The following is a 23468-nucleotide window of genomic DNA, read 5'->3' on the forward strand; positions in this document are numbered from 1 at the left end:
CTGCCGCGTCGCAGCCGGTGGCCCACCGGGATCATCTCCGGGATGCCGTGCTTGCGCAGGTGCCCACGGAACGCGAGGGGGGAGTACGCCCTATCCGCCAGGACCACCCGGCAGGGACACGAGGTAGGGCAGCAGGCCCTGGCGCCCGCTACGGCAAGCCGCAGGCTTGCGGCAGCGGGAACGTCAGCACTCGGCGCGGGCCCGTTTAGGACGCCATGATCGGGAGATCGGCGGTGACCGTACCCAGACCGGTGAGTCGCCGCAGCAGGCTGTCTACGTCGGCGGGGGGCACCGCGCCGCTCCACCCGATGAACAGGTCGGGGCGGACGAGAACCAGGGGCTGTGTGTACTCGTCGTCGAGGTGTACCACCGAAAGCGGGATGCCGAGTCCGGACGCGGTCCGGACGAACGCATCGGGACTTCCCCCGGCACACACCAGCGTGAAATCCCTGCCGAGAAGGTCGAACACCGAGCGCCCGTCGGGCAGCCAGACATGCGGGAAGCGGGCGCCGGGCGCGAGGCTGGGGCGGTACTCGTCGATCCGGGTGATCGTGGCTTCCGCCGTCTTCCCGTCCGCGGCGATCCCCGGCGAGTTCACATAGCGGGACCCGAACTGAACGCCTTGGCTGTGCCACTGCTGCCGATCCACCTTCTCGATCAGCCTGCCGGCCTCCGTGCGCAGCCGGGCGCCCTCGGCGTCGTCGAAATGGAGGGCGGGGTCGCGGGCGATGGACGCCATGTCCCGGTCGATCTTGAGCGCGGCACGCGAGGTGGCCTCTCCCACGGAGCGGCGCTCCACCTCGTACGCCTCGAGCAGTTCGGGTCCGCCCCAGCCTGCGTGGAGTGCCGCGAGGCGCCAGCCCAGTCCCACGGCGTCGGCGATGCCGGTGTTCATGCCGAAGCCGCCCAGCGGGAGCCAGAGGTGTGCAGCGTCGCCCGCGAGCACGATCCGCCCGTCGACGAACCGGTCCGCCACGAGCCGGCGTGGCGTCCACCGCACAACCTGGATCTTCTCCAGTTCCATCTCGCGGCCGAGGGCGGCACGCAACACCTCGTCCTCGGCGAGGTCCTCTGGTGCCATGCCCTCCGGAACGCGGGCATGGCACAAGAACAGGGCTTCGCCGTCGAGCTGGACGAACGAGCCTTTGAGGCGCGGTCCGTACCACCAGTACATCCAGCCGGGCCGCTCCGCGGCGGCGAGCTCGCGTGCCAGCTCCGCCGAGCGGAAGTAGACCGAGAGCCGGTTCTCCGCGGCCTGGGAGTCGCCCTGCAGCCGGGCGCCCATGGCGCGCCGGGTGGTGCTGGCCCCGCCGTCGCAGCCTACGACGTAGTCGGCGGTCAGCACCTTCTCGGTGCCTTCGGCTATGACGCGCACCTCGACGATTTCGCCGCGCTGTTGGACCCCGACGACCTCGTGCCCGCGAGCGATCCCGACCGAGTCGTAACCGTGGCCGTGCTGCTCCAGGATCGGCTCGAGGAAGATCTGCGAAATGCGGTGCTGCGGCTCGGGGGTGGGCCACTCGTCGAGCTCGGGCGCGGTCCGGTCCAGGATCTCCTGCGCGGAGGAAAACCGAAAGCGGGTGAGCTCCCAGCCGGTGAGAGTCGTGCAGTACACGACGTCCGTGGCGTGGTCGAGCGGCAGCCCGGCGCGGCGGATCCGGTCTGCCACGCCGAGTCGGCGGAAGTACTCCATCGACCGGGCGTTGGTCGTGTTGCAGCGCGGGTTGTCCGTGGTGGTCTCCTGCTTTTCGAGCACGAGCGTGTCGACGCCGCGGGTGCCGAGCTCGGCGGCGAGTGTCAGGCCGACCGGGCCCGCGCCGACGACAATCACGGAGCGGTGTCCGGAGGGAGTGGGCATCAGGTTTTCTCCTCGGAGGCTTCGGGTGTTTGCAGCGCTTCGCCTGCGGTGGGGAAGAGGCAGCAGAACGTGCGCCAGAAGATGTTCTCCAAGTGCTCGTTGTCCATTGCGGACGCGAGCAGTTCCTCCATCACGGCCGGCACGTTGTAGCTGACGGGGTCGGCGTAGGAGTCCGTGCCGAACATCAGCCGCTCGGAGCCGAACCGGGTGACGAAGGCGTCGAGCGGGCGGAGCAGCGGGAAGCAGATCGCGGTGTCGAACAGGATGTTGTCGAAGCGGTCCGCCAGATCCATGACGTACTGGATCTGGGTCGACGCCGAGAACCCGTCGAGCGCGACGATCGTCGCCTCGGGATGGTTGCGGGCGAGATCCGCGAACATCCACGGCGCCTCGAGGTTGGACTCGGCGAACATGTGCACGTAGCAGGGCAGGCCGCGTGCGGTGGCCTCGTCGATCAGGGCGTGCATCCGCCGGTCCGAGACGGCGACGCCTTGGTAGCGGGTGTGCCAGACGACCCCGTCGAGCCCTAGCTGGCCGACCATCCGGTCGAGTTCCTCGCGGCACAGCGCGAGACCGTGCAGCGGCTCCACCGTGCCGAGCGCGGCGAGGAAACGCGGCGAACGGTCCCGGTAGGCCGCGATCGCGTCGTTGACTTCCCGGGTGTTGACGATCCCGTGCGGGCGCTCGTACTGCAGGCCCGGCATCACCGCGCACGCCGTCATGCCGAAGCGGTCGAGCATCGCATGGTGGGTGCCGACGGGATCACGCGGCGTCCGGGCCGCGGCCTGTTCCTCGGTCGCGCCGATGGACAGGGTGCCGACGTGGTGGTGGGTGTCGATGACGTGCCGGACCGTCCGCCTCATCACGTGAGCTCCTCGTGGCTCGCGGAGTTCGCGCGCCTGCGCAGGACCATGATGGACAGCAGGCTGATCATCCCGAGCACCGTCATGTAGGCGGCGACGGACCAGCTGGCCTTCGTCGAGTCGAGCAGCGCGGCGGTGATAAGCGGTGCGAGCCCGCCGCCGAATACCGACCCGACCTGGTAGCCGAGTGACGCTCCGGAGAAACGGACCTCCGTGCTGAACAGTTCCGAGTAGAGCGCCACCTGGGGGCCGAACATCAGCGAGTGAATGGTGAAGCAGAGGAATAGCGCGACGAAGATCAACCACAAATTCCCAGCGTCGATCATCGCGAACATCGGCCAGCCCCAGAGCACCATGCCCACGGCCCCGATGATGAACAGCCTCGGCCGCCCCAAGCGGTCGGAGAGGTGCGCGAAGTACGGCAGAAAGAACAATGGTGCGACACAGCCGGCCAGGATCACGCCGAGCAGCGGACTCCGCGCCAGGTGCAACGAGCGGACACCGTAGTCGAGGACCCCGGACACCACGATGAAGGCGACGGCGTTCGGCAGTACGAACGCGCCGCCCGCGAGCAGGATCGTGCGCCAGTGCTCGCGCAGCACCTTCGCCAGTGGAGGCTGCTCCGCCATGTTCGGCTCCGGACGAGCCGCCTGCAGCTGCTTGAACTTGGGTGTGTCCTCGACCGCGCGGTGGATGTAGAGCCCAATGCCGACCATGGCCAGACCGGACAGGAACGGAATCCGCCAGCCCCACGCCAGCATCTGCTCGTCGGAGAAGACGAACGAGAGCACGAGGAACGCGCTGATCCCGCTCATCAGACCCAGTTGCGAGCCGACCTGCACGAAGCTGCCGAAAAACCCGCGCCGTCCGGGCGGCGCGCTCTCGGTGAGCAGTAGCGACGCACCGCCCCACTGCCCGCCGAGGGCGAAGCCCTGCAGCAGACGCAGGAGCACGAGCAGCATCGCGGCGGACCAGCCGATGGTCGCCGCAGTGGGCAGCAAGCCCATCAGGAAAGTGGCCACGCCCATCACGACCGTGGATGTGACGAGCACCGGTTTGCGGCCGTAGCGATCGCCGAAGTTGCCTGCGACCGCGCCGCCGACCGGGCGGGCGACGAACCCGACGGCGAAGGTCGAAAACGACGCCAGCGTGGCGGCCGTGTCGCCGAGTTGCGAGAAGAACAACGGGCCGAGGTAGATGGCGGCCGCCGTGGCGTAGACGAAGAAGTCGAAGTACTCGACGGCCTGGGCTATGACGACAGCGGAGACCAGACGGCGCAACCTCGAGGGCGGGGCGACCGCTGAGTCACCCTGCCGGGCGACAGCGGCCGACGTAGAGGATGTGAGCTCAGTCATACGAAGGAAGTTAAGCCGCCCACAGCAATAGCACTATGACGATTTTCCACGACATTACTGAGCAGAAAAGCTATGAATGCTGCTCCAGCAGCTCGTGAATGCCGTCCCGGAGCACTTCCGTCAGCGTAAATTGGAAAGCTGTGAGCTTCTTGCCACGGCGCTGCACGAGGTAGAGCTTGTCGTGCAGCGTGTGTCCAAAGATCTGTACCTCGCGCAGAAGGCCGGCCTCCAGCTCGCGGCGCACCGATTCGCGCCAGAGCAGCGCCACCCCGAGTCCGCCCCGCACGGCCACCTTCATGGACTCGGCGCTGCCCAGTTCGATCTCCACCCGCCGGTCCACGACCCCGATGGAGGCCAGCGCCGAGTCCTGACTACGGCGGATCGCCATGCCGGCCGGCGGGCAGACGAACGGGAGCGCACCGAGCTCGTCGGCCGATACCGAGTCGCCGATCCGCTCGTCATCCGGCGCTGTGACCAGGCAGAAGGGCGGCTGGGCAATCAGCTCGGCCTCGAAGGTGTTGGCGTCGACGACGGCGTCCGTGGCGACAACCGCGAAGTCGTGGCGGCCGTCGAGTGTGCGATCGAGTGCGACCTCCACGGACGACTGGTTCAGGGAAATCGACGCATGCGGGTGTTCTCTGCGGAAGTCCACCAGGATGCGGGGCAGCACATAGTTGCCCACGGACATGCTCGACCCGATCGACGCCCGACCCGCCACTCCACGGGAGATGTCACGCAGGCTGCGGTCGGGCTCGGTGCGCCCGCGCAACACCCCGGCAGCCCACTGGTGCACTTCGACACCGGCCTCGGTCAGCTTCATGCCCCGGCCGTCGCGCTGGAAGAGCTTGACCTTCAGGCGCTCTTCAAGTGAGCGCAGGTGAGCGCTAACCACGGGTTGGGAGACGAACAGATCCTCTGCCGCGAGACGGACCCCGCCGCGCTCGACCACGCTGCAGAACACCTCGAGCTTGTGCAGGGAGATCCTGTTATCCGGTGTGGACGACGCACTCATAGCAAGAAGGTTAAGTCCTGATGCCGAATTTCCACATGGACCTATATGAGCAGGCAGTCGTAGCGTCGCACCACCCCCCATGACGAGGAGGTCCGACATGCCCCTGGCCGTCGTTACGGCGTCGCACTCGCCGCTCATGCACACGGTCGAGCCGCACGGCGACACCCGGGCCGCAGTCGACTCGGCATTCGCACAGGCCCGGGCCTTTGTCGCGGGCTTCCGGCCCGACCTGGTCGTCGTGGTCGCGCCCGATCACTACAACGGTATGTTCTATGACCTGATGCCACCGTTCTGTGTGGGCACTGTGGCCGAGGCCGTCGGCGACTACGGAACGGGGCAAGGCCCACTAGCGGTCGACCGGGACGCTGCGCAGCACGTCGTCCGGGAGGTTCTGGCAGGGGGCATCGACCTGGCCATGTCTGAGCGTATGGTCGTCGACCACGGTTTCGCGCAGCCCCTGGAGCTGCTGTTCGGGGCAATCGACGCCACTCCGGTGGTCCCCGTCTTCATCAACTCCGTGGCGGTGCCGTTCGGCCCCGTGCAGCGCACCCGCCTCCTCGGTGAGGCACTGGGCCGTGCCCTGCTCGCGCTCGACCGGCGGGTGCTGCTGCTCGGCTCGGGCGGGCTCTCCCACGATCCGCCGCTCCCTCTTCTGGAGGGCGCGCCGCCCGAGGTCGCGGCCCGGCTGATCGCCGGCCGCAATCCGTCACCTGAGGAGCGGGCCGGACGCGAGAACCGGGTTCGCGATGCCGGGCTGGCCGTCGCGGCCGGCAAGCCGGGGCCACGACTGAACCCGGATTGGGACCGCGCCTTCCTGGACCTGCTGGCCGAGGGCCGGCTCGCGGCCACCGACGACTGGACCAACGCCTGGATCACCGCCGAGGCGGGCAGTTCGGCCCACGAGGTCCGCACCTGGCTGTCCTGCTACGCGGCGCTGGCTATCGCCGGTTCCTACACCGTGCGCAGCAGTTTCTACCGTCCGATCCCGGAGTGGATCGCTGGCTTCGGCATCACCACCGCACAGACTCGGAGGAATCCATGACCATCCCCGTACCCGCACCCATCACCGACGAGCCGAGCATCTGGACCGCTCTGCTCGGGCAGGACCTGACGATCCGGCACGTGCAGGTCGGCGAATGGAACACCCGCGTACTGGAGGCCGGCTCCGGAGAGGAGACCGTGGTCCTGCTGCACGGGGTCGGCGGCCACCTGGAGGCATACGCACGCAACATTCCCGCCCTCGCCGCGCTCTACCGTGTGATCGCATACGACTACCCCGGCCACGGGCTGACCACCCCGGTGACGCGGCCGCTCGAACTACCGGACTACGTCACCCATCTCATCAGTCTCCTGGACGCCCTCGGTGTGGAACGGGCACATCTCAACGGGGAGTCGCTCGGCGGCTGGATCGCGGTGAAGACCGCATACGCGCACCCGGAGCGGGTGAGCCGAATCGTGCTGAACACTCCCGGCGGTGCGCTCTCCGACCCGGCTGTCCGCGAACGGATCCGGACGCTGTCCCAGGGCGCAGCCGACGACCCGAGCGACGAGCGTATACGCGCCCGCGTGAGCTGGCTGATGGCCGACCCGGCAAGCGTCACCCAGGAGCTGGTCGACGTCCGGCGGACCCTCTACGCCCAGCCGCCGTTCGCCGAGTCGATGCGGAACATCATGTGCCTGCAGGACGCAGACGTCCGGGCGCGCAACATGATCACCGACGACGAGCTGGCGGCCATCACCGCAGCCGCGCTCGTGGTCTGGACCAGTGACGACCCCTCGGGACCCGCCGCCGTCGGGCTGCGTATGGCAGAGAAGCTCCCGAACGGGCGTTTCGAGCTGGTCGAGGGCGCGGGGCACTGGCCGCAGTGGGAGCGGCATCGCCGGTTCAACGAGCTCGTCCTGAACTTCCTCGGACAGTGAGAGGGCGCAGACCTGTGACATCGACCCGGCTTCCGAGCAGCCATGACAGCGACGCCACCACCGTCGGCGACGGCACGCTGCCCGTCCGCAACCCCCGTACCGGGCGCGTCGACCACCTGATCCGTCCGCCCGCGCCTGCCGAGGTGACCCGCGTGTGTGCCGGCCTCCGCACGGCCCAGCCAGCATGGTCAGCGGCCGGGATCGATCACCGAGCGGCGATGCTGCGCCGCTGGGCGGACGCCATCGAGGCGAACGCCGCCACGATCGGAGACGCCGAGACGGTCGACACCGGCCGCAGCCGGGTGTCCCACGAGGTGCCGTACATGGTCGCCTCCTCCATCCGCGGATGGTGTGACGCCGCGCCCGCGATCATCGAAGGTGCCCGGCTCCACGGCGTCTCGAGCACCTCCAGCACGGTGAGCTACGACACCGAATTCGACCCCTACGCCCTGCTCGGTGTGATGAGCCCGTGGAACCACCCGTTCCTGCTCGCGACGCTGGACGCCGTGCCCGCGCTGCTCGCGGGCTGTGCTGTGATCGTCAAACCGAGCGAAGTGACTCCCCGATTCGTCGAGCCGGTCACCGCCACCATCGCCGAGGTGCCCGAATTGGCCGCTGTGCTGCAGTTCGTCGCCGGCGGCCCGGAGACGGGCCGGGCGATCGTCGACGAGGTGGACGCGCTGTGCTTCACCGGCGGCGTGCCCACCGGCCGTGCCGTTGCCGAGACGTGTGCCCGCCGCTTCATCCCGGCCTTCCTCGAACTCGGCGGCAAGGACGCGGCGGTCGTCACCGCCTCGGCCGACCTGCAACGGGCCGCGGCCGCGGTCCTCAAGGGAGCTGTCCACAACGCAGGGCAGGTCTGCTTCGCGACTGAGCGCGTGTACGTCGACCGCAGCGTGCACGACGCGTTCGTCGAGGAGCTGACAGCCCAGGCCCGGCGGCTCGAGCTGAACCACCCGGATGTCGAGCGCGGCCACATCGGGCCTTTCATTCATGCCCGGCAGGCCGATATCGTCGACGAGCACCTGGCCGACGCACTGGCCCGGGGAGCCGTCCTGCACTGCGGCGGCCACAGCGAGACGCTCGACGGCGGCCGCTACATGCGCGCGACGGTGCTGACCGGCGTCGACCACGACATGAAGATCATGCACGAGGAGACGTTCGGCCCCGTCGTCCCCGTGCAGGCCTACGACGGCGTCGACGAAGCGATCCGCCTCGCCAACGACAGCGCCTACGGGTTGTCCGCCGCGGTGATCGCCGGTGACGAGGAAGAGGCCCGGGCGATAGGGCGGCGCATCAGCGCCGGTGCGGTCAGTCTGATGGACACCTCCCTGACCATCACCATCATGCGCGACGTCGAGAAGACCTCCTACAACGCCTCCGGCCTGGGCGGTTCCCGCATGGGGCCCAACGGCATGCTGCGATTCCTGCGGCGCAAGGCGCTGCTCACCCGCTCCGGCCCGGTGCCGGACATGGACTCCCTGCGCGAGGACGCCGCCCCACAACAATGACAGGCACTTGACAAGGAGTCAGGCATGCCCGAGGACGGAAACCACGCTCCGATCGGCCTGGTCGGCGCGGGGACGATCGGCGGCGGATGGGCCGCCACCTACCTTGCCCGCCGCCGACCGGTGCTGGTGGTGGATCCGGCACCCGCCGCGCTCGAGAGAATGACGTCGTACCTCGCCGCGGTGTGGCCCTCAATCCGCCGCACCCTGCCCGAGGCGCCCGTGTCGGTGCCACGGGAACTGCTCCGGCTGGTCCCGGCCGGAGAGCTCGGCACCGCGGCTCTCGTGCACGAGAACGTCCCCGAGTCCGTCGAAGCCAAGCAGGACGCCTACTGTTCCATCGAGGCCGAGGTGGCGCCCGAGGTCCCGATCCTGTCGAGCAGTGGCGGGCTCATGCCGACCGAGCTGCAGGCCGGCATGGACCACCCGGAACGGCTGATCGTCGCCCACCCGCAAAGCCCCGTCTACGCGCTCCCGCTCGTGGAGGTCCTGGCGGGCAAGGCGACCTCGCCCGCCGTCGTCACCGCCGTGCTCGCTCACCTGACCAGCCTGGGCAAACGCCCAGTGCTGCTCCACCGTGAAATGCCCGGCTATCTGACAAACCGGCTGACCTTCGCGATGCTGCGGGAGATGACACACCTGCTCGCCGAGGGCGTCGTGGACGCGCGCGGCATCGAGGACGCCGTGGTGCACGGCATCACACCGCGTCTTCTGGTCGGGGGTCCTCTCACCTCGCTGGCGCTGGCCGGCGGGCCCGACGGGATGCGCGGCGCGATGCGCTCGTTCGCGCAGACCATCGAGGGGTGGTGGTCCGACTTGGGCACGCCGCGTCTCGACGAGGATGTCCGTGCCCGGCTGATCGCCGCCGCTGACGAGGTGCTCGGCAACCGGCCGATCAGCGACGTCCTTGCGGCCCGGGACGCGGCCGCGGTCGACGTGCTGGCACTGCTGCACGTCCAGGACCGCGACGTGGCGCCTGGGGCATGAGCGTATTCGCGACGCCGGTGGTTGGCTGCCGCCGTGAACCGGACGGCTCCATCGTTGTGCGGTCCCGGATCCCTGCGGGCACCCCCACACCGACTGTCCTGCACTGGCCGCGCCGGTACGTCACGGAAACGCCTGACGCGGTCCTCCTCACGGTGGCCGCCGACATCGGCAGGACGGCCTGGTCCTACGCGGCAGGCAGGCCGATCCGGCCCGTGCGACCGTTCTGGCGCAGGCTCTGCCTGCGGGTTCGCTGGCGGCCCGCGTCCTCGTCCGCCGCTCCGCCGTGAGACAACTGCGGCAAGCGACCCACGACGGCACCACGCGACCGGCCCCCGAGGATATCAGCCCGCAGCGAAGATCCTTCTCACCTCTGGTTCGACCGGCAAGCCGAAACCGGTGGCCTGCACCCGTTCGATGATGACGACGAACCGCCTGACCGACCATCGACGTCTGGCCCTTCATGACCGCCCACCGCCCGGTGCTGGTCGACTGGCTGCCGGAACCACGCCTTCGGCAGCAACGCCAACGTCAACCTTGTGCTGTCCCAGGGCGGTAGTCTGTACGTCGACGAGGCCGCCGACAGGCCCGGTCGGCTCGCCGTCACGATCGAAAGCCTCCGCCGCCACAGGCCCACCTTCCACGGAGCGGTCCCGATCGGCTTCGCGGCGCTGCTTCCCGCGCTGGAGGCCGACCCGGCCTTTCACGCGTCCTCCTTCGGCAGCCTCGACGCCATGTTCAGTGTCAGCGCGGCCATGCACCCCAGTGTCTTCTGCCGGCCGTCGGACGTCTCGGCGATGGTGCGCGGACGTCCGGTCTTCATCGTGACCGGGTGGGGCTCAACCGAGATAGGCCCCGACGCGACCATGGCGCACGCACACAGAGTCGGTCCGGGCTGCATCGGCACGCCGCTGCCCCGGGGTCGAGATCGCGCTGCGGTCCGTCGCGGGCACGTACGAACTGCTGGTCCGCGAGCCTCGCGTCGCGGCCGGGTACTGGGGACAGCCCGAGCAGAGCCGGGCGGCGTTCACCACGGACGGCTGGTATCGCTCGGGCGAGACGGGCGAACTCGTCGACCGCGAAGCTCCTGAGCGCGCGGGCTGCGCTCCACCGGCGGTATCGCCGATGACTCCGAGCTGGCCAACGGCACCTGGCCGACACCAGCGGAATCCGCGCCGATCTGCCCGCCCGCGGCGGAGGTCGGTCGCGCGACGTGATCGTAGTCGGCGCTGACCGGCCCGCCCCCTGCGTGCTGGTCTGGGCGGACAGCCACGACGCTGAACCGTTCGGCGAGACCCGACCTGCGGCTGCTGCTGCTCCTACAACCGGGAGAACACCCGGCCGAGCACCCTCATCTCGACAGCGCACTGCTGAACCCCGAACCCTGGGACGACGAGGTGGGCACCAAGAGACAGCTCCTGCTCGGCCCCGTCCTGAGAGGCGGCAGCGACTCGTCGAATGCTCTACAGCCGACAGGGGACGCGCCTACGTGAACATCGAAACCCCGGCCAGATACGAAAAGACCGCCACCCCCTACGAAGCAGCGGTCACACTCGCGTCATTCCTGCTCTGGGCAAGATCCGTTTGAAGATGGACCTAGATCGCGCGTAGTCGTCATGGTGGCGTTGTAGTGGTTGTCAACGGCCCGACTGGTCAGCCAGTGGCCGCGTGTGTTTCGGCTTCGAGCCGCGTCGTGATGCTGGCTCGCATCGCCTTCTTGTCAATCTTGCCTACTGGTGTACGGGGCAGTGCCTCGACCAGTTCCACCCGTTCGGGCCACTTGAACTTCGCGACCCCGCGGCCCGCGAGGTACTCCTGCAGGTCGAGCAGATTTGGCGTGGCGCCTGGGACTGGAACGATGAACGCACAGCCGCGCTCCCCGAGCCGCGGATCCGGCATTGCGACCACGGAGACTTCTGCGACCTTCGGGTACCCCATCAGCAGGGACTCGAGCTCGTCGACGCTGATCTTCTCGCCTCCTCGGTCGATGACGTCCTTCAGCCTGCCCTCGATGGAGAAGCAGCGGTAGCCCTCCTCGAAGCACACCATGCCCAGGTCGCCGGTCCGGTAGAACCCGTCGGAGGTGAAGGCTCGGGCGTTGTGCGCGATTGTCTCCGCGGCTTCCGGCTCCGGTCGGACATCGAAGTAGCCGGTGATCGTGTACGGACCGCGGACACACAACTCGCCGACCTCGCCGTCCGGGAGTTCGGTCTCGGTGCCCGGCGCGAGGATCACAACGTCGTCCAGTTCGCTGATCGGGACTCCCACGGAGTGCCGGCGCGCAGCACGGGGTGCGTCGAGTGGGGTGACGGTGAACAAGCCCTCGGCCATGCCGTAGAGCTGTCCAGCCCACACCCCGGCAGCCTCGAATGCCTCGAACATGCCCTCGGGGGGCTTGGAACCGGAGAGGATGACCCGCTTCAAATACTCCCCGCGCTCCAGCAGCGGCACACTCAACGCGGCCATCGGGGTACCCGCGATCAGGTCGGTCACGTGTTCCTTTGCCACGGCGGGAAGGACGACCTTGGGATCGGGGGGCAGCAGGATAGCGGTGGCTCCCACGCTGTGCGGGGCGTGCAGGCCGCATACTATTCCGGCGTTGTGGATGATTGGCAGCAGATGGGCAACCCGGGCGTCGACGTCCCAGCCCAGCACCTTGGCGTACCGCGCAGCGTTGTACCAGTATTCGTGGTGCAGCCGCGGAATCAGCTTAGGGGTCCCGGTAGTGCCGCCGGAGAGCTGGAGGACGGCGATGTCGTCCGGGTTCTGGGCCGCCTGGATGGACTCGACCCGTGCCCGCGCGGCCTGGGGGTCCCCGGTTCCGGCGAGGTCCTCGATCCTGGTCCCTGCCGTGTCTCGGCTGGCCCCGAGCGTGAGCCGCACCCGCAGGGTGGGCACCGCCGCGGCCATCTCCTCGGCGAATTTATGCACGTCGAACCGCGGTTGTTCCTGGACCAGGTGCGCCGCGGCTCCGGCCCGCCGCGCAATCGCCTCGATTTCATGGTGTCGATGAGCCGGAAGCGTGCACACCGGCACCAGCCCTGCCTTCAGCAGGCCGTACCACGCCGAAACGGTGCCGACAGAGTTGGCGCTCTGCACGATCACCCGGTCGCCGGGGACGAGTCCCTGGTCCAGGAGGCCGACGGCGATCCGGTCACTCGCGAGTGATAGATCGGCGTAGCTCAGCCGTCCGTCCGGGGCGACGACGGCCTCCCGATCCGGGTGGGCGTCCGCGACGCGCTGCCACTGTTTCGCAAGTGTTTCGGCCCGCCACGCACCGGCCAGGCGGTACTGGTCGACGAGCTCAGGGGCGCGAGTCGTGAGTCCGATGTGAACCACGATGATCCCTCCTTGGATCTGCAGCCAGTGGTCAGCGGAAGCGGACGAGATCAACACGACCGGCGAGCAGGGCGCCGACTGCGTCGGTCCGGGCAGACCGAGGCACGTCGACACCAACGGTGGCGCCGAGGTCGAGACGGAGCCGCTCGGCCAGGGCGCAGCGGCTCAGGACGTCCGCGCGCGCCGTGGCGTCGCGGTCCTCGAGCCATAGCACGTGGGCCTGTAGCCCGCGTGCTCGCTCGACCACCGCCGCGCCGTCGGCTCCCCAGACGTCGGCGATCGGCCCCGTGGGCACGATCGCGGTGTCGTTGCTCAGTTCCGTGACCGTGCGGTCCTCCAGGACCAGATCGGCGAGCGCGTCCGGCTCACCGGCCTGTGCGTTTGTCGGCCTGCTGCCAGTCAACGCCTCGGTGGCATCCGCGACGACGTCCGGGTGCAGGGTGGCGAAACCGTCGACGGTGATATTCCCGGCCCGGGTCATGAACGATGACATGATCGTGGCCGGAGCGAGGTCGAGCCGGCGCGGGAAGACCTTCCACCAAAGGTGGCTGTGCTCCGCAATCCGTTGGAACCGCTCGACCCGGGGGCGGCGCTCGCTCTCGTAGCGGGCCAGCGCCGTCGCGTTGTCCGTCTCGCCACGCAGCGCCGCGGCCAGCGCGATGGCATCCTCCATCGCGAGCTTGGTCCCCGAGCCGATCGAGTAGTGGGCGGTGTGTGCTGCGTCGCCGAGCAGCACCACGCCGTTGTGCCGCCAGCGTCCGCAGCTGATGGTCGCGAATCGTTGCCAGCGGGTCCGGTTGCCCAGCAGCCGTCGGCCTCCGAGGATGTGCGCGAATACCTCGGAGAGGTAGTCAAGGCTCTCTTCGTCCGACGAGTCGCCCGGGGTACGCGCGTCCGTGGTCTGGAGCCCGGCCTGTCGCCAGGTCGCGTCGTCAGTCTCGACCAAAAACGTGCTCCGGTTCGGTCCGTAAGGGTAGGCGTGGACGACGAACACCCCGTGCGGTGTGCGCGCCGGGAGGAACGTTGCCCGGTCCAGGGCGAAGTCCGCCCCCGCCCACAGGTAGAGAGCATCGTCCAGGTCGACCCGGGCGGCGAACTCGGCCGCCAGCTTCTCACGGGTGGCGCTGCGCACCCCGTCTGCAGCGATCACGAGGTCCGCGTCGAGGTCGGACACCTCGACATGAGCGTTCTCTATCCTCGCGCCGGCCTCGAGGGCGCGCCGACGGAGGATCTCCAGCAGAGAGGCTCGTCCGATGGCGATGTTGTCCCCGCCATCGAGGACCACACCCGCTCCGACCCGCATATCCAGGCCGCGGCCCAGATGACCGGTCCGGCGGATCGCCGCCGCCGACACCGGGTCGGCCGCGTCCAGACTGCTGAGAGTGCTGGCCGTCAGCCCGACCCCGAACCCGAACGTCTGCCCGTCAGCGTTGTGCTCGTACACCGTGACCTCATGGTCCGGGCACGTGAGACCGATCATCACGGCCGCGTAGAGCCCTCCAGGGCCGCCCCCGATGACGGCCACCCGCCGTTCGCTCACCTGACTCCTCTTCCACCTGACATCACTTTCAATAATGTAGAATTACTTGCACTGATGTCAATCTACCGCCGGAGGTGTCACGGGTGAGAGTTCACCGCGTGGGGTTGGTCGTCCCGAGCTCGAACATCACGGTGGAGACGGAGCTGCCGGCCCTCCTGGGGCGCCACGAGCACGCTCGCTTCTCGTTCCATTCCTCACGGATGCGAATGCGCGCCGTGTCCGCTGCCGAGCTGGCGGCCATGAACGCACAGCGCGAACGCTGCGTCCTTGAACTCGGTGACGCCGGTCCGGACGTACTGCTGTACGCCTGCCTCGTCGCCCTGATGGCGGGCGGCCCCGGCGAGCACACCCGGGTCGAGTCGCTGGTCGCCGAACAACTGTCGACGGGGGGCTCGCAGACGCTGGTGCGCAGCAGCGCGGGTGCGCTGGTTGAGGCTCTCCAGGAGCTTCGGGCCCGACGGGTCGCACTCGTCATGCCCTACCTCACTCCGCTCGCCGAACAGGTCGTGGAATACCTGCGCACGCCGGTTGCCGAGGGCGGCGCGGGCGTCGAGGTGGCCGACCGGCGCAACCTCGGCGTCGGTAACAACGCCGAGGTCGGGTGCATCCCAGGTGCCCAGATCATGCGGGCCGCTCGCTCGCTCGACCTGCGCGATGTCGATGCCCTGGTGCTTTCCTGCTGTGTGCAGATGCCCTCGCTCGATCTGATCGCGGCGGCCGAGGAGGAGTTCGGCCTTCCGGTGCTGTCGGCAGCGACCGCAGGCGCCTTCAGCGTGCTGCGCGCTCTCGGCCTCGCGCCCGTCCTGCCCGGAGCGGGGAGCCTGCTCGGCTCCCGCGCCCCGCTTAACGCCTGAGAGGAGATCACCATGTCCGAGCTGCGTCACCTGGCCCGAGGGGTGGACCACGTCGCCTTCCCGACCTTCGACCCTGCGGGCACGGTCCGCTTCTACCGAGACGTCCTCGGCTTCCCCGTGGTGCACTCGATCTGCGCCGCGGGCTGGGGCCCTGAAAATCACCCCGACTTCATCCACTTCTTCTTCGACATCGGCAACGACGACCGGATCGCGTTCTTCTACTACTTCGGTCTGGAACGGGACGTCGCGGGCGGGGCCGCACCCGAGGGTCCTGCTGCGGCGAAGGGCGACGTCTACGCGCGGTTCGGCCCCGACGTGCCGGACTACTTCGTGCGCTCCCGCCACCTGGCCCTGCACGTCGACTCCGAGGAAGACCTCCTCGAGTACCGGCGAAGGCTCGACGCAAGCGAGTGGCCGGTCGAGCTGCAGTTGCAGCACGAGACGATCGAGTCGATCTACACCCACGACCCGAACGGCTACATGTTCGAGATAACCCGCGCCCTGCGTCCGGTACTCCCTCAGGAGGACCTGGACGCCCAGCTGACGATCGAGGCCCTCCTCGACGTCGTCGCAGAGCCCAACCCCTCGATGGCCGCGCTGGTCGCCCGCAAGGCCCAGCTTATCGTGGCCAAGGCCGAGGCCTGGTCCGCCGAGCAGTCCGCAGCCCAGCAGACCGGGAAGGTTTCATGATCACGCTCTACGTGCTCGACGTGCCTGAGAACGAAGGACTGGTTCGGCAGGCCGAGGCGATCGCGGCGGTCAACATCCGCACAGTCGGGCCTTACTTCGAGCTGTCCACGGACACCGAACTCACGATCGACCGGCGGGCTACCGGAATGCGCCACGCTGTCTGGTACTCGTGCGTGGCGGGCACCGGAGGTGGCGCGATCATCACTCAGTGGGACAAGGACGCGCTGCGCGTGAAGCCCCAGGTGAGCCCCGAGCGGCTCGGCGCCGGTCGTCACCTGCCGGTCGCCGAGCCCCCGGCAGGCACCGTCATCTCCCTGCACCGGCTGACGACCGCGGACGGCGCCTCCGTCGACGGCGTCCTGCGGACCGTGCCCGGCGCGGAGACTGTCGTGTGTCTCGCTCACCCCCGCCAGGACGTCACACACCACCCGCTGGTTTCGGAGCTGCTGGCACGTGGCGCGGCGGTCTGGACACAGGGCACCCGCTCGGTCAACAACGACATCGCCCTCGTGCACGAGCAGGCGCTGCTCGATCTCGCCGCCGGCCTTTCATTCCTGCGCGACCGCGGCTTCGCATACATCGTCACGCTCGGGCACTCGGGTGGTGGCGCTCTCTACGCCTACTACCACGAGCAGGCGGGCCTGGTCGGTGACCATCGCGTGGCTACGACCCCAGCGGGCCGCCCGTCAGGGCTCGTCGACGCCACACTGCCCTCAGCGGACGGGGCGGTCTTCATGGCACCGCACCCCGGGCAGGGGATCTTGTTGTCCCGGATGATCGACCCCTCGATCAAGGACGAGCAGGACCCCCTCTCCGTCGACCCCGAGTTGAATCCGTTCGCCTCGGCCAACGGGTTCGCTCCGCCACCGGAGAGCTCGCACTACCCCCCCGAGTTCGTCAACCGCTACCGCGCCGCCCAACTGGCCCGGGTCGAGCGGCTCGACGTGGTGGCGCGCGAGCGGGTCGCTGAGGCTGCGCAGGCCCGCCGAGGCGATGCGACTACCGATCGGCGGCGGGCGATCGCTCCCCGCCTGATGACGATCTACCGAACGGACGCGGATCTGCGTTGTGTCGATCTCTCGCTCGACCCGAACGACCGGCCGTACGGCTCGTTGTTCGGGCGTAGGCCCGATCTCACCAACTACGGGCTTGTCGGATTCGCCCGCCAGGTAACCCCGGAGGCGTGGTTGTCAACGTGGTCGGCTCTGTCGAGCAACGCCGGCTTTGTGCGGGCGGCTCCCGGGGTCATCGCCCCGACGCTGCTCGTGGAGCTCTCCGGCGACCAAGCGTGCTTCCCGAGTGACATCACCGAGATGTCGGCGGCGCTGGGTGCGCGCGACCTCACAGTCACTCGTGTGGCGGGCACGCACTTCGGTGGCCCAATCGCGAAGGGCGAACCGACGGGTGCCTCCCTGGCCGCCGCCGAGATCGGCGGCTGGCTGGCGAAGAGATTTCCCCTGGCCTGAGACCGACGTGGAGATCGTCCTCGTCCACGAGGGAGTCTCACCGCCCGCCTGGCCGTGTCAGCTTCCGTTGCGGAGTCGACGTCTGCAATGCCCGCACCAGCCCCATCGCTGAGGCCGCGCCCGTGCGTCGTCGGGCCTGATGCACCAGACCCGGCTCGGACTGGACGTGCTGTGTGGGCTATCGCCCGGTCAGATCGCGGCTGCGGCAGGCACTGCTCGCCGGATCGAGGGAGCCGACAGACAAGGAGATTTACGTGATTGAGAACGTCTGCCGGCGCAGCACCTATCTAGAAATCCGGCAGGATCGCGCGTGCCGCACAGATCATGACGGAGCGTTAGCCTCCTTTGCGCTGGTCGGCGAGCAATTGCTCGAGATGATCGATGTCCTCGCGGAGCAATGCGATCGCCCCGTCCGTACCACGCTCTCGGGGCAGCCGCTCGTCGGCACGGCGCAGGCTGGCCACTGCCATCTCGGCGAGTGTGTCGGCCACGGCGTCGGTGTCGTCGCCCTCGTGATACCACCAGGCGACCCAGTTGCAGAGCCCGATGACCCCGAGGGCGCCCGTCCGGGCGTCGATGGGGCGGAAATCCGCAGACCGGATGCCATCCTGCACGACTCGGACGAACGCCGACAGGACTTCTCGGCGGGCCTCTCGGTGAGCGTGCGAGATCTCCTCCGGCAGCTCGGACTCGGACTTCACGAGCAGCCTGAACCGTGCGGCCTGGGCGGCGATTCGGGAGACGTTCAACCGGGTCATCCGGCGCAGCCGCTCGGCTGGGGCGAGGTCGCTACGATCGGCGATCTCGTGCACGTCCGCGGCGGAGGTCTGGGTGATCTCGCCGACCAGGCGCGCGAGAATCGCCTCCTTCGTCTTGAAGTAGTAGTAGACGGCCGGCCGGGTCACGCCGAGGGCGTCGGCGATATCCTGCAGCGTGGTGCTCGCGAAACCCTTCTCGGCGAACAGGCGAGTGGCGTGCTCGTAGATCTCGCTCTCGACCAGCCCACGCCGATTCGTAGGACCCTTTGCCTTTCCTGAGCGTTCAGAATTTTTCGTCCGAGTCATGAGGCCAGGATAGTTCCCCCCAATCCCGCTGCAGCGAGCGGCGCCCGCCCACGATCTATCCCGGCAGGGTCCCGACGTCGGTGGGGAGGCGTCACCGCTTCGCGCCACGACCATGTCCGGCCGGACAAGAGGGAGGTCGTTCCTGGTGAACACCGACGCCGCGAGCCCATAATCCGTGGCGTTCGCCCGCCGGATCGCGTCCGCCTCGTCGTCGAACACCTCAAAGGTCTGGGCTGGGCCGAAGACCTCCTGCTGCACCAGCGGGGCGTTGAGCTCCTCGATCTCCAGCAGGCTCGGCCGGTAGAACGCGCCCGCCTCCAGTGCGGGGTCCTCCAGCGGCCCGCCGCGGACGAGCACCTTCGCGTACGAAGTCGCCTCCTCGACCAGCTTGTCGACCCTCTCGACCGCGGCCTTGTCAATCAGCGGGCCCAGCTGGCTGGCCGGGTCGTTCGCTGGCCCCACCTGGACCGACTGCAACGAGGCGGAGAGCTTGGCGCGAACCTCGTCAGCCACCGCGCGGTGCACGAGGACCCTTGACCCGGTGACGCAGAACTGCCCATTCATCAGGGTGCAGGCCCCGACCAGGAGCGGGAGCAGGGAGTCGATGTCGGCGTCGTCGAACACGATCAGCGGGGTCTTGCCGCCCAACTCGAGGCTCAAGCGCTTGACCGTCGGTGCCGCGGCCGCAGCGATGGCTCGCCCCACCTCGGTGCTCCCGGTGTAGCTCACCACGTCCACCGCGGGCGAGGAGAGGAGTAGCGGCGCCACCTCGTTGCCCGCCTCGGTGAGCGGGCTGACCACGGCGGACGGGACCGACGTGGTCTCCTCGACGACTTCGCCCAGCAGAGCGTTGGTCAGCGCGGTCTGGCCGGGCAACTTCACCACGACGGTACATCCGGCGCCGAGGGCGGGTCCGATCGCCCGGACAGTGAGAACGATGGGTGAGTTCCAGGGCGAGATGATCCCGGCGACGCCCGCGGCCTCGGGGACCGACTGGAAGTACAGGCCAGGCGTGGGCTCGGCAGCACGTCCGGCAACCTGGGTCAGCGCGGAGGCTGCGCTGTAACGCAGCCAGTCCACCGCCAGCGCGACCTCCCAGGTCGTCTCCCGCAGCAGTTTGCCGTTCTCCCGGGAGAGCATGGTCGCGAGATCGTCCGCCCGTGCTGCCAGGTTGTTCGCCAACTCGTATTCGCCTTGGCGCGCGGCGCGGCAGCCCGAGACCAGTCCGTGGTGTCGAACGCGGTGCGCGCGGCCGTGATCGCGGCTTCGGCCTCGGCCCGGCCCGCGGAGTGGAAGGTGCCCACCGCCTCGCCGGTCGACGGGTCGATCGATTCGTGCACTGGGCCGTCCGTACTCCTCCGCCCGTTGATCCAGTTGTCCACGGGGAGACCCGCAGCTCCGGTTAGGTCTCTGGCCATCGCCATCCTCACCTTCGAAGATTTGACAATCTTAAATAATATTATTCATTGACGTCAGGGAGCCAAACGGGGATCATCTGACCACCCTCGATCCCAGGAGGTTGAGTTGCACCCGAACGTCATCGTCGTCGGCTCGGGCGCCGCAGGCACCGCCCTGGCACACCGACTCACCGTCGAGCCGGATACCTCCGTACCGCTGCTGGAAGCAGGCCTGGATGTACGGCCCGATGTCGTTGAAACGCCCGCCCGCTGGCCCGAGACCTCGGCGGGCCGCTCGACTACGGCTACGGGTGTGAGTAGTTGAGGTACAGAAAATCCCGGTGAGATTGATCTTGCTGGGCTTCCCCTACCGTTCGCCGTTCCGGGCCTGAGCGAGCAGCTGGGCCACCAGGTCGTCGGAGCTGCCTTCGGCCTGGCGGGCCAGGTCGTTCGGCACGGTGCCGCCGTCGAGGACCTGCGTGGTGAGCCGTTCCGTCAGCGCCGGGTCGCTGACGCTGCCGGGCCCGGCAATGCGGGCGCGGACCGGACGGCGGGGACCGATGATCTGTGCTTCGTCGGACCCGGCGGTGTCTTCGTCCTCGGCGAGCGCCTGGTACAGCGAGGTGACCGAGGGGTGTTTGCCCGCGTTCTTGCCGGTCTTGATGGTCAGCTTCTTGGCGATCTCGGGGACGGGGACGCCCTTGTCCTTGAGTGCGCGGGCGAAGAGGAGGGAGTCGTCGTCGATGACCTTCGGGCGTCCGCCGTGGTTGCCCTTCGCGGCGGCTGTGACCTGGCCCTCCAGGGTCTTCTCGCGGATGTAGTTGTGCTCGATCTGTGCGGCGGCGAGGACCGCGAAGAACATGGCGCCCATGCCGTTGGGGTCGTAGATCCCGGTGAGCGGGCCGGTGAGGAGTTCGAGCTGGACGCCGGCGCCCTGGAGCTGGGCGGATAGCGTCATCAGGTCGGCGGCGTTGCGGGCGAGGCGCTTGAGTTGGGGTGCCGTTAACGAGCGGCGAACCAGGTGACAAGTACCCGTGAGTAGCCTTCGGGTCGAAGGACGGCTTCGGTACGATGGAACAGCGGTGTGACCGTCAGGCGAGTTCGTGGCCAGCGGCGGCGATCAGGCGGTCGGTTGCTTCCGTGGCGGTCCTGCGGACGGCGTTGAGAGTGTCGTGGTCCGGAAGATCGCGGATGGCGTAAACAGCCCGCGCAGCCTCCTCGGCAGCGGGCCTGAGGGCCGGAGAGAGCACGCAGACAGTGGTGAGTGGCACGGTCATTGCGCTCCGGGTGGCGTGACTCAACTTCCGGGATTCTTGATACAGGCTCGGCCCAGCCCCGGTCAGTCGTAAATTCTCACGGTCCCACATCTGGCGCCGGTGGTCGGCCAGGGCGCTGGTCAACTGAGCGACGGCGGCGAGCAGCGCTTCCTGCCGGGCGGCGGCTCTGGCATGATCAAAAAGGTGAGGAGTGCCTCTGACCTGGGACGATGGGACTTGTCTAGGGTCCTGGTCGTCGTCAAGAAAGCTGCACTCCTCAGGTGAAGAAGCGTATCGGGTCGTATCCGTGTGTCCGCGTTGAGGGCGGCGGTCGTGCAGTGGTCAGCCAGGCCGGTGGTGTGCTGCTGGTCGAGACGGTCCGCAAGACCGGGCTGGACCAGGCGATATCGGCGGCCCTGACGCCGTGGCGGAAGCAACGTGCGGTGCATGATCCAGGGAAGATCCTGCTGGATGTGGCTCTCGCGGTCGCGCTAGGCGGTGACTGCCTGGCCGACGTCGGGATGCTGCGAGCGGAGCCGGGCCTGTTCGGGGCGGTGGCCTCCGATCCGACGGTCTCCCGCATGGTCGACACCCTGGCCGGGGCCGGAGCCAGAGCCCTGGGCGCGATCCGGGCCGCGCGAGCCCAAGTGCGCCAACGTATGTGGAAGTTGGCTGGTTCCTCGGCGCCGGATGCCGACGGGCAGGTGATCGTGGACCTGGACGGGGTGCTTGTGCTGGCGCACTCGGAGAAGCAGGACGCCGCTGCGACCTGGAAGAAGACCTTCGGGCACAATCCGCTGATGGGCTTCGTCGACTACGGCCAAGGCGGGAGCGGCGAGCCGGTCGCGGGACTGCTGCGAGCCGGCAACGCGGGCAGCAACACCGCCGCCGACCACGTCACCACGGCCCAACTCGCGCTGGCCCAGCTGCCCAAACACCATCGACGTGGTCGGCGGACACTCATCCGTACCGACTCCGGCGGTGGCACCCATGAGTTCGTGGCCTGGCTCTCCGCCCGCGGCCGGTGGCTGTCGTACTCGGTCGGCATGACCATCACCGACGGCATCCACCAGGCGGTCTTGAAGGTCCCCGCGTCCGCGTGGACACCGGCCGTCGAGCCGGACGGCGAGGTCCGCGACGGTGCCTGGGTGGCCGAACTCGACGCCAGCAGCGACTGTCTGAAGGGCTGGCCCAAGGGGATGCGGCTGATCGTCCGCAAGGAACGCCCGCACCCGGGCGCTCAGTTGCGCTTCACCGACGCCGACGGGCTGCGTTTGACCTGCTTCGCCACCAACACCACCGGCCAGAAGATCGCCCGGCTGGAGCTGCGGCACCGCCAGCGGGCCCGGGCCGAGGACCGCATCCGCGCCGCCCGCGCCACCGGCCTGCGCAACCTGCCTCTGCACGACAGCGCGCAGAACCAGATCTGGCTGGAGATCGTCCAGATCGCCCTGGACCTGCTGGCCTGGATGCCGATGCTCGCCCTGACCGGCACCGCCCGGCTCTGGGAGCCCCGCCGTCTGCGGCTCCGCCTGCTCTCCGCCGCTGCCCACCTGGTCACCACCGCCCGCCGCCGGCACCTCAGATTCGCCCGCCACTGGCCCTGGACCGATGTGATCACAGCGGCTATCCAGCGACTCGCAGCCCTTCCGAACCCCGGCTGACCAGCACGTTCCCGTCCCTACGAGGAGTACCGCCCCACCGGAGCCGTGGAACCCGGCGCCCACCCGACGCGACAGTCGGGCCGCCGCCACACCCCAAAAACACCGCCGAACGCAAATCGGCCGCCAGCAAGAGCTGACGGCCAATCACGAAAGATCGAGGCTAGTGCCGTGAGCGGGTTGAGGAAGGCCGACGCCGCTTCGGTTGCCGAGATGTCGGGGGGAAGCCCAATGCAGTTCGACGCCTTTGCGACGCAATACCGACTGAATGTGCCTTCACTGAAGGTAGCCACCCGCTGGCCAAGCAGAGCGCTTGCCGCTGCTGAGGATCCCGCGCGCACGACCAATCCCGCTCCCTCGGACCCTGTGGGCAGGCTCCGATTCCACCGCCCTGCTAGACCGGACAGACGTGCAGGCGGCAGTGTCGCAGTGCTGCGTCGAGCGAAGCCGGCACCCGAGGAGGAGAACTGAGGCATCTGGACGCCGCCGAACATGAAAGCCATATCGGTGGGGTTGATCGGTGCGGCCTCGATGGCGATCACCACTTCGTCGTCGTCTGGCTCGGGCGGCTCTGAATGCACGAACGACAGTTCGATCACGCCATCGCGATGGATGAGCGTGCGGAGTTGGACGTTAATGCCACGGTTGGACACCGATGTCTCCCGGGGTCGAAGGGCGAGGGACGACGCGCAGACTGGACG

General features: G+C 68.6%; 20 protein-coding genes and 1 pseudogene. 10 read left to right on the forward strand and 11 right to left on the reverse strand.

Features of this window, described 5'->3' with window-relative positions; all coding sequences use genetic code 11:
* Positions 1-205 precede the first annotated feature (205 nt).
* The 4 genes from ACT2CW_RS47640 to ACT2CW_RS47655 all read right to left on the reverse strand — a co-directional run bounded on the left by ACT2CW_RS47640 (position 206) and on the right by ACT2CW_RS47655 (position 5088).
* Complete coding sequence (locus tag ACT2CW_RS47640) at positions 206-1858, reverse strand: FAD-dependent monooxygenase (protein ID WP_138911748.1); 1653 nt, start codon at positions 1856-1858, stop codon at positions 206-208.
* Positions 1858-2721, reverse strand: a complete 864-nt coding sequence (locus tag ACT2CW_RS47645) for an amidohydrolase family protein (protein ID WP_445521107.1) — start codon at positions 2719-2721, stop codon at positions 1858-1860. The genes ACT2CW_RS47640 and ACT2CW_RS47645 overlap by 1 nt, the downstream gene beginning before the upstream one ends.
* Positions 2721-4076: an MFS transporter gene (locus tag ACT2CW_RS47650; RefSeq protein WP_445521108.1), complete on the reverse strand. Its 1356-nt coding sequence runs from the start codon at positions 4074-4076 to the stop codon at positions 2721-2723. Before ACT2CW_RS47650 ends, ACT2CW_RS47645 begins: the two co-directional genes overlap by 1 nt.
* 70 nt (positions 4077-4146) lie before the next feature.
* Entirely contained in the window at positions 4147-5088 is a 942-nt protein-coding gene (locus ACT2CW_RS47655) for a LysR family transcriptional regulator (RefSeq protein WP_445521109.1), read from the reverse strand.
* Positions 5089-5185: 97 nt separating this feature from the next.
* Between ACT2CW_RS47655 and ACT2CW_RS47660 the strand changes: the two genes are divergently transcribed.
* The 5 genes from ACT2CW_RS47660 (at position 5186) to ACT2CW_RS47680 (ending at position 10591) form a co-directional block, all read left to right on the forward strand.
* Complete coding sequence (locus ACT2CW_RS47660) at positions 5186-6130, forward strand: 3-carboxyethylcatechol 2,3-dioxygenase (RefSeq protein ID WP_445521110.1); 945 nt, start codon at positions 5186-5188, stop codon at positions 6128-6130.
* Positions 6127-7008 carry an alpha/beta fold hydrolase gene (locus tag ACT2CW_RS47665; RefSeq protein WP_138911752.1) on the forward strand — a complete coding sequence of 294 codons (882 nt, stop codon included), beginning with the start codon at positions 6127-6129 and terminating at the stop codon, positions 7006-7008. The genes ACT2CW_RS47660 and ACT2CW_RS47665 overlap by 4 nt, the downstream gene beginning before the upstream one ends.
* Positions 7009-7022: 14 nt before the next feature.
* Entirely contained in the window at positions 7023-8519 is a 1497-nt protein-coding gene (locus ACT2CW_RS47670) for an aldehyde dehydrogenase family protein (protein WP_037959764.1), read from the forward strand.
* Between the two features lie 24 nt (positions 8520-8543).
* The gene (locus tag ACT2CW_RS47675) at positions 8544-9503 is read left to right on the forward strand and encodes a 3-hydroxyacyl-CoA dehydrogenase NAD-binding domain-containing protein (protein ID WP_445521111.1); all 960 of its coding nucleotides are present in this window, start codon (positions 8544-8546) and stop codon (positions 9501-9503) included.
* Between the two features lie 536 nt (positions 9504-10039).
* Positions 10040-10591, forward strand: a complete 552-nt coding sequence (locus ACT2CW_RS47680; protein ID WP_078559506.1) for an AMP-binding protein — start codon at positions 10040-10042, stop codon at positions 10589-10591.
* Positions 10592-11153: 562 nt separating this feature from the next.
* Here the strand turns inward: ACT2CW_RS47680 and ACT2CW_RS47685 are convergent.
* A complete protein-coding gene (locus ACT2CW_RS47685; RefSeq protein WP_445521112.1) occupies positions 11154-12896 on the reverse strand; it encodes an AMP-binding protein in 1743 nt (580 codons plus the stop codon).
* Positions 12871-14379: an FAD-dependent monooxygenase gene (locus ACT2CW_RS47690; protein WP_445521113.1), complete on the reverse strand. Its 1509-nt coding sequence runs from the start codon at positions 14377-14379 to the stop codon at positions 12871-12873. The genes ACT2CW_RS47685 and ACT2CW_RS47690 overlap by 26 nt, the downstream gene beginning before the upstream one ends.
* 98 nt (positions 14380-14477) lie before the next feature.
* Here ACT2CW_RS47690 and ACT2CW_RS47695 point away from each other — a divergent pair, with 98 nt between their 5' ends.
* Genes ACT2CW_RS47695 through ACT2CW_RS47705 form a run of 3 tightly spaced genes read left to right on the forward strand, consistent with a single transcriptional unit; the run spans position 14478 to position 17389 of the window.
* Positions 14478-15233 (forward strand): maleate cis-trans isomerase family protein, encoded by a 756-nt coding sequence (locus ACT2CW_RS47695; protein ID WP_241787943.1) that lies wholly within the window; start codon positions 14478-14480, stop codon positions 15231-15233.
* A gap of 12 nt (positions 15234-15245) precedes the next feature.
* Positions 15246-15923, forward strand: a complete 678-nt coding sequence (locus ACT2CW_RS47700; RefSeq protein WP_445521114.1) for a VOC family protein — start codon at positions 15246-15248, stop codon at positions 15921-15923.
* Positions 15920-17389, forward strand: a complete 1470-nt coding sequence (locus ACT2CW_RS47705; RefSeq protein WP_445521115.1) for a hypothetical protein — start codon at positions 15920-15922, stop codon at positions 17387-17389. The genes ACT2CW_RS47700 and ACT2CW_RS47705 overlap by 4 nt, the downstream gene beginning before the upstream one ends.
* Positions 17390-17724: 335 nt before the next feature.
* Here the strand turns inward: ACT2CW_RS47705 and ACT2CW_RS47710 are convergent, their stop codons facing one another.
* Together ACT2CW_RS47710 and ACT2CW_RS47715 are read right to left on the reverse strand one after the other, a co-directional pair.
* Positions 17725-19635 carry an aldehyde dehydrogenase family protein gene (locus ACT2CW_RS47710; RefSeq protein ID WP_445521116.1) on the reverse strand — a complete coding sequence of 637 codons (1911 nt, stop codon included), beginning with the start codon at positions 19633-19635 and terminating at the stop codon, positions 17725-17727.
* 80 nt (positions 19636-19715) lie between these two features.
* Positions 19716-19877: pseudogene (locus ACT2CW_RS47715) on the reverse strand (hypothetical protein); the annotation flags it as partial.
* Positions 19878-19977: 100 nt separating this feature from the next.
* Between ACT2CW_RS47715 and ACT2CW_RS47720 the strand changes: the two are divergent.
* Complete coding sequence (locus ACT2CW_RS47720) at positions 19978-20175, forward strand: hypothetical protein (RefSeq protein WP_445521117.1); 198 nt, start codon at positions 19978-19980, stop codon at positions 20173-20175.
* 42 nt (positions 20176-20217) lie between these two features.
* Here the strand turns inward: ACT2CW_RS47720 and ACT2CW_RS47725 are convergent, their stop codons facing one another.
* Together ACT2CW_RS47725 and ACT2CW_RS47730 are read right to left on the reverse strand one after the other, a co-directional pair.
* Positions 20218-20961 (reverse strand): recombinase family protein, encoded by a 744-nt coding sequence (locus tag ACT2CW_RS47725; protein WP_445521140.1) that lies wholly within the window; start codon positions 20959-20961, stop codon positions 20218-20220.
* Positions 20942-21127, reverse strand: coding sequence for a hypothetical protein (locus tag ACT2CW_RS47730; protein WP_445521118.1), 186 nt, complete (start codon positions 21125-21127; stop codon positions 20942-20944). Before ACT2CW_RS47730 ends, ACT2CW_RS47725 begins: the two co-directional genes overlap by 20 nt.
* Before the next feature lie 260 nt (positions 21128-21387).
* Between ACT2CW_RS47730 and ACT2CW_RS47735 the strand changes: the two genes are divergently transcribed.
* On the forward strand, positions 21388-22770 hold the full coding sequence (locus tag ACT2CW_RS47735; RefSeq protein ID WP_445521119.1) for an IS1380 family transposase: 1383 nt from the start codon (positions 21388-21390) through the stop codon (positions 22768-22770).
* A 17-nt stretch (positions 22771-22787) separates the two neighbouring features.
* Here ACT2CW_RS47735 and ACT2CW_RS47740 read toward each other — a convergent pair whose 3' ends face one another.
* Positions 22788-23420: an alcohol dehydrogenase catalytic domain-containing protein gene (locus ACT2CW_RS47740; protein ID WP_445521120.1), complete on the reverse strand. Its 633-nt coding sequence runs from the start codon at positions 23418-23420 to the stop codon at positions 22788-22790.
* Between the last annotated feature and the right edge of the window lie 48 nt (positions 23421-23468).

Source organism: Streptomyces sp. NEAU-174 (assembly GCF_052665095.1).

Excerpts from the sequence above, each read along its gene's own strand:
- ACT2CW_RS47640 (WP_138911748.1), bottom strand. The coding sequence starts at position 1,858 with ATGCCCACTCCCTCCGGACACCGCTCCGTGATTGTCGTCGGCGCGGGC.
- ACT2CW_RS47645 (WP_445521107.1), bottom strand. The coding sequence starts at position 2,721 with ATGAGGCGGACGGTCCGGCACGTCATCGACACCCACCACCACGTCGGC.
- ACT2CW_RS47700 (WP_445521114.1), top strand. The coding sequence starts at position 15,246 with ATGTCCGAGCTGCGTCACCTGGCCCGAGGGGTGGACCACGTCGCCTTC.
- ACT2CW_RS47665 (WP_138911752.1), top strand. The coding sequence starts at position 6,127 with ATGACCATCCCCGTACCCGCACCCATCACCGACGAGCCGAGCATCTGG.
- ACT2CW_RS47675 (WP_445521111.1), top strand. The coding sequence starts at position 8,544 with ATGCCCGAGGACGGAAACCACGCTCCGATCGGCCTGGTCGGCGCGGGG.
- ACT2CW_RS47730 (WP_445521118.1), bottom strand. The coding sequence starts at position 21,127 with ATGACCGTGCCACTCACCACTGTCTGCGTGCTCTCTCCGGCCCTCAGG.
- ACT2CW_RS47655 (WP_445521109.1), bottom strand. The coding sequence starts at position 5,088 with ATGAGTGCGTCGTCCACACCGGATAACAGGATCTCCCTGCACAAGCTC.
- ACT2CW_RS47660 (WP_445521110.1), top strand. The coding sequence starts at position 5,186 with ATGCCCCTGGCCGTCGTTACGGCGTCGCACTCGCCGCTCATGCACACG.
- ACT2CW_RS47705 (WP_445521115.1), top strand. The coding sequence starts at position 15,920 with ATGATCACGCTCTACGTGCTCGACGTGCCTGAGAACGAAGGACTGGTT.
- ACT2CW_RS47650 (WP_445521108.1), bottom strand. The coding sequence starts at position 4,076 with ATGACTGAGCTCACATCCTCTACGTCGGCCGCTGTCGCCCGGCAGGGT.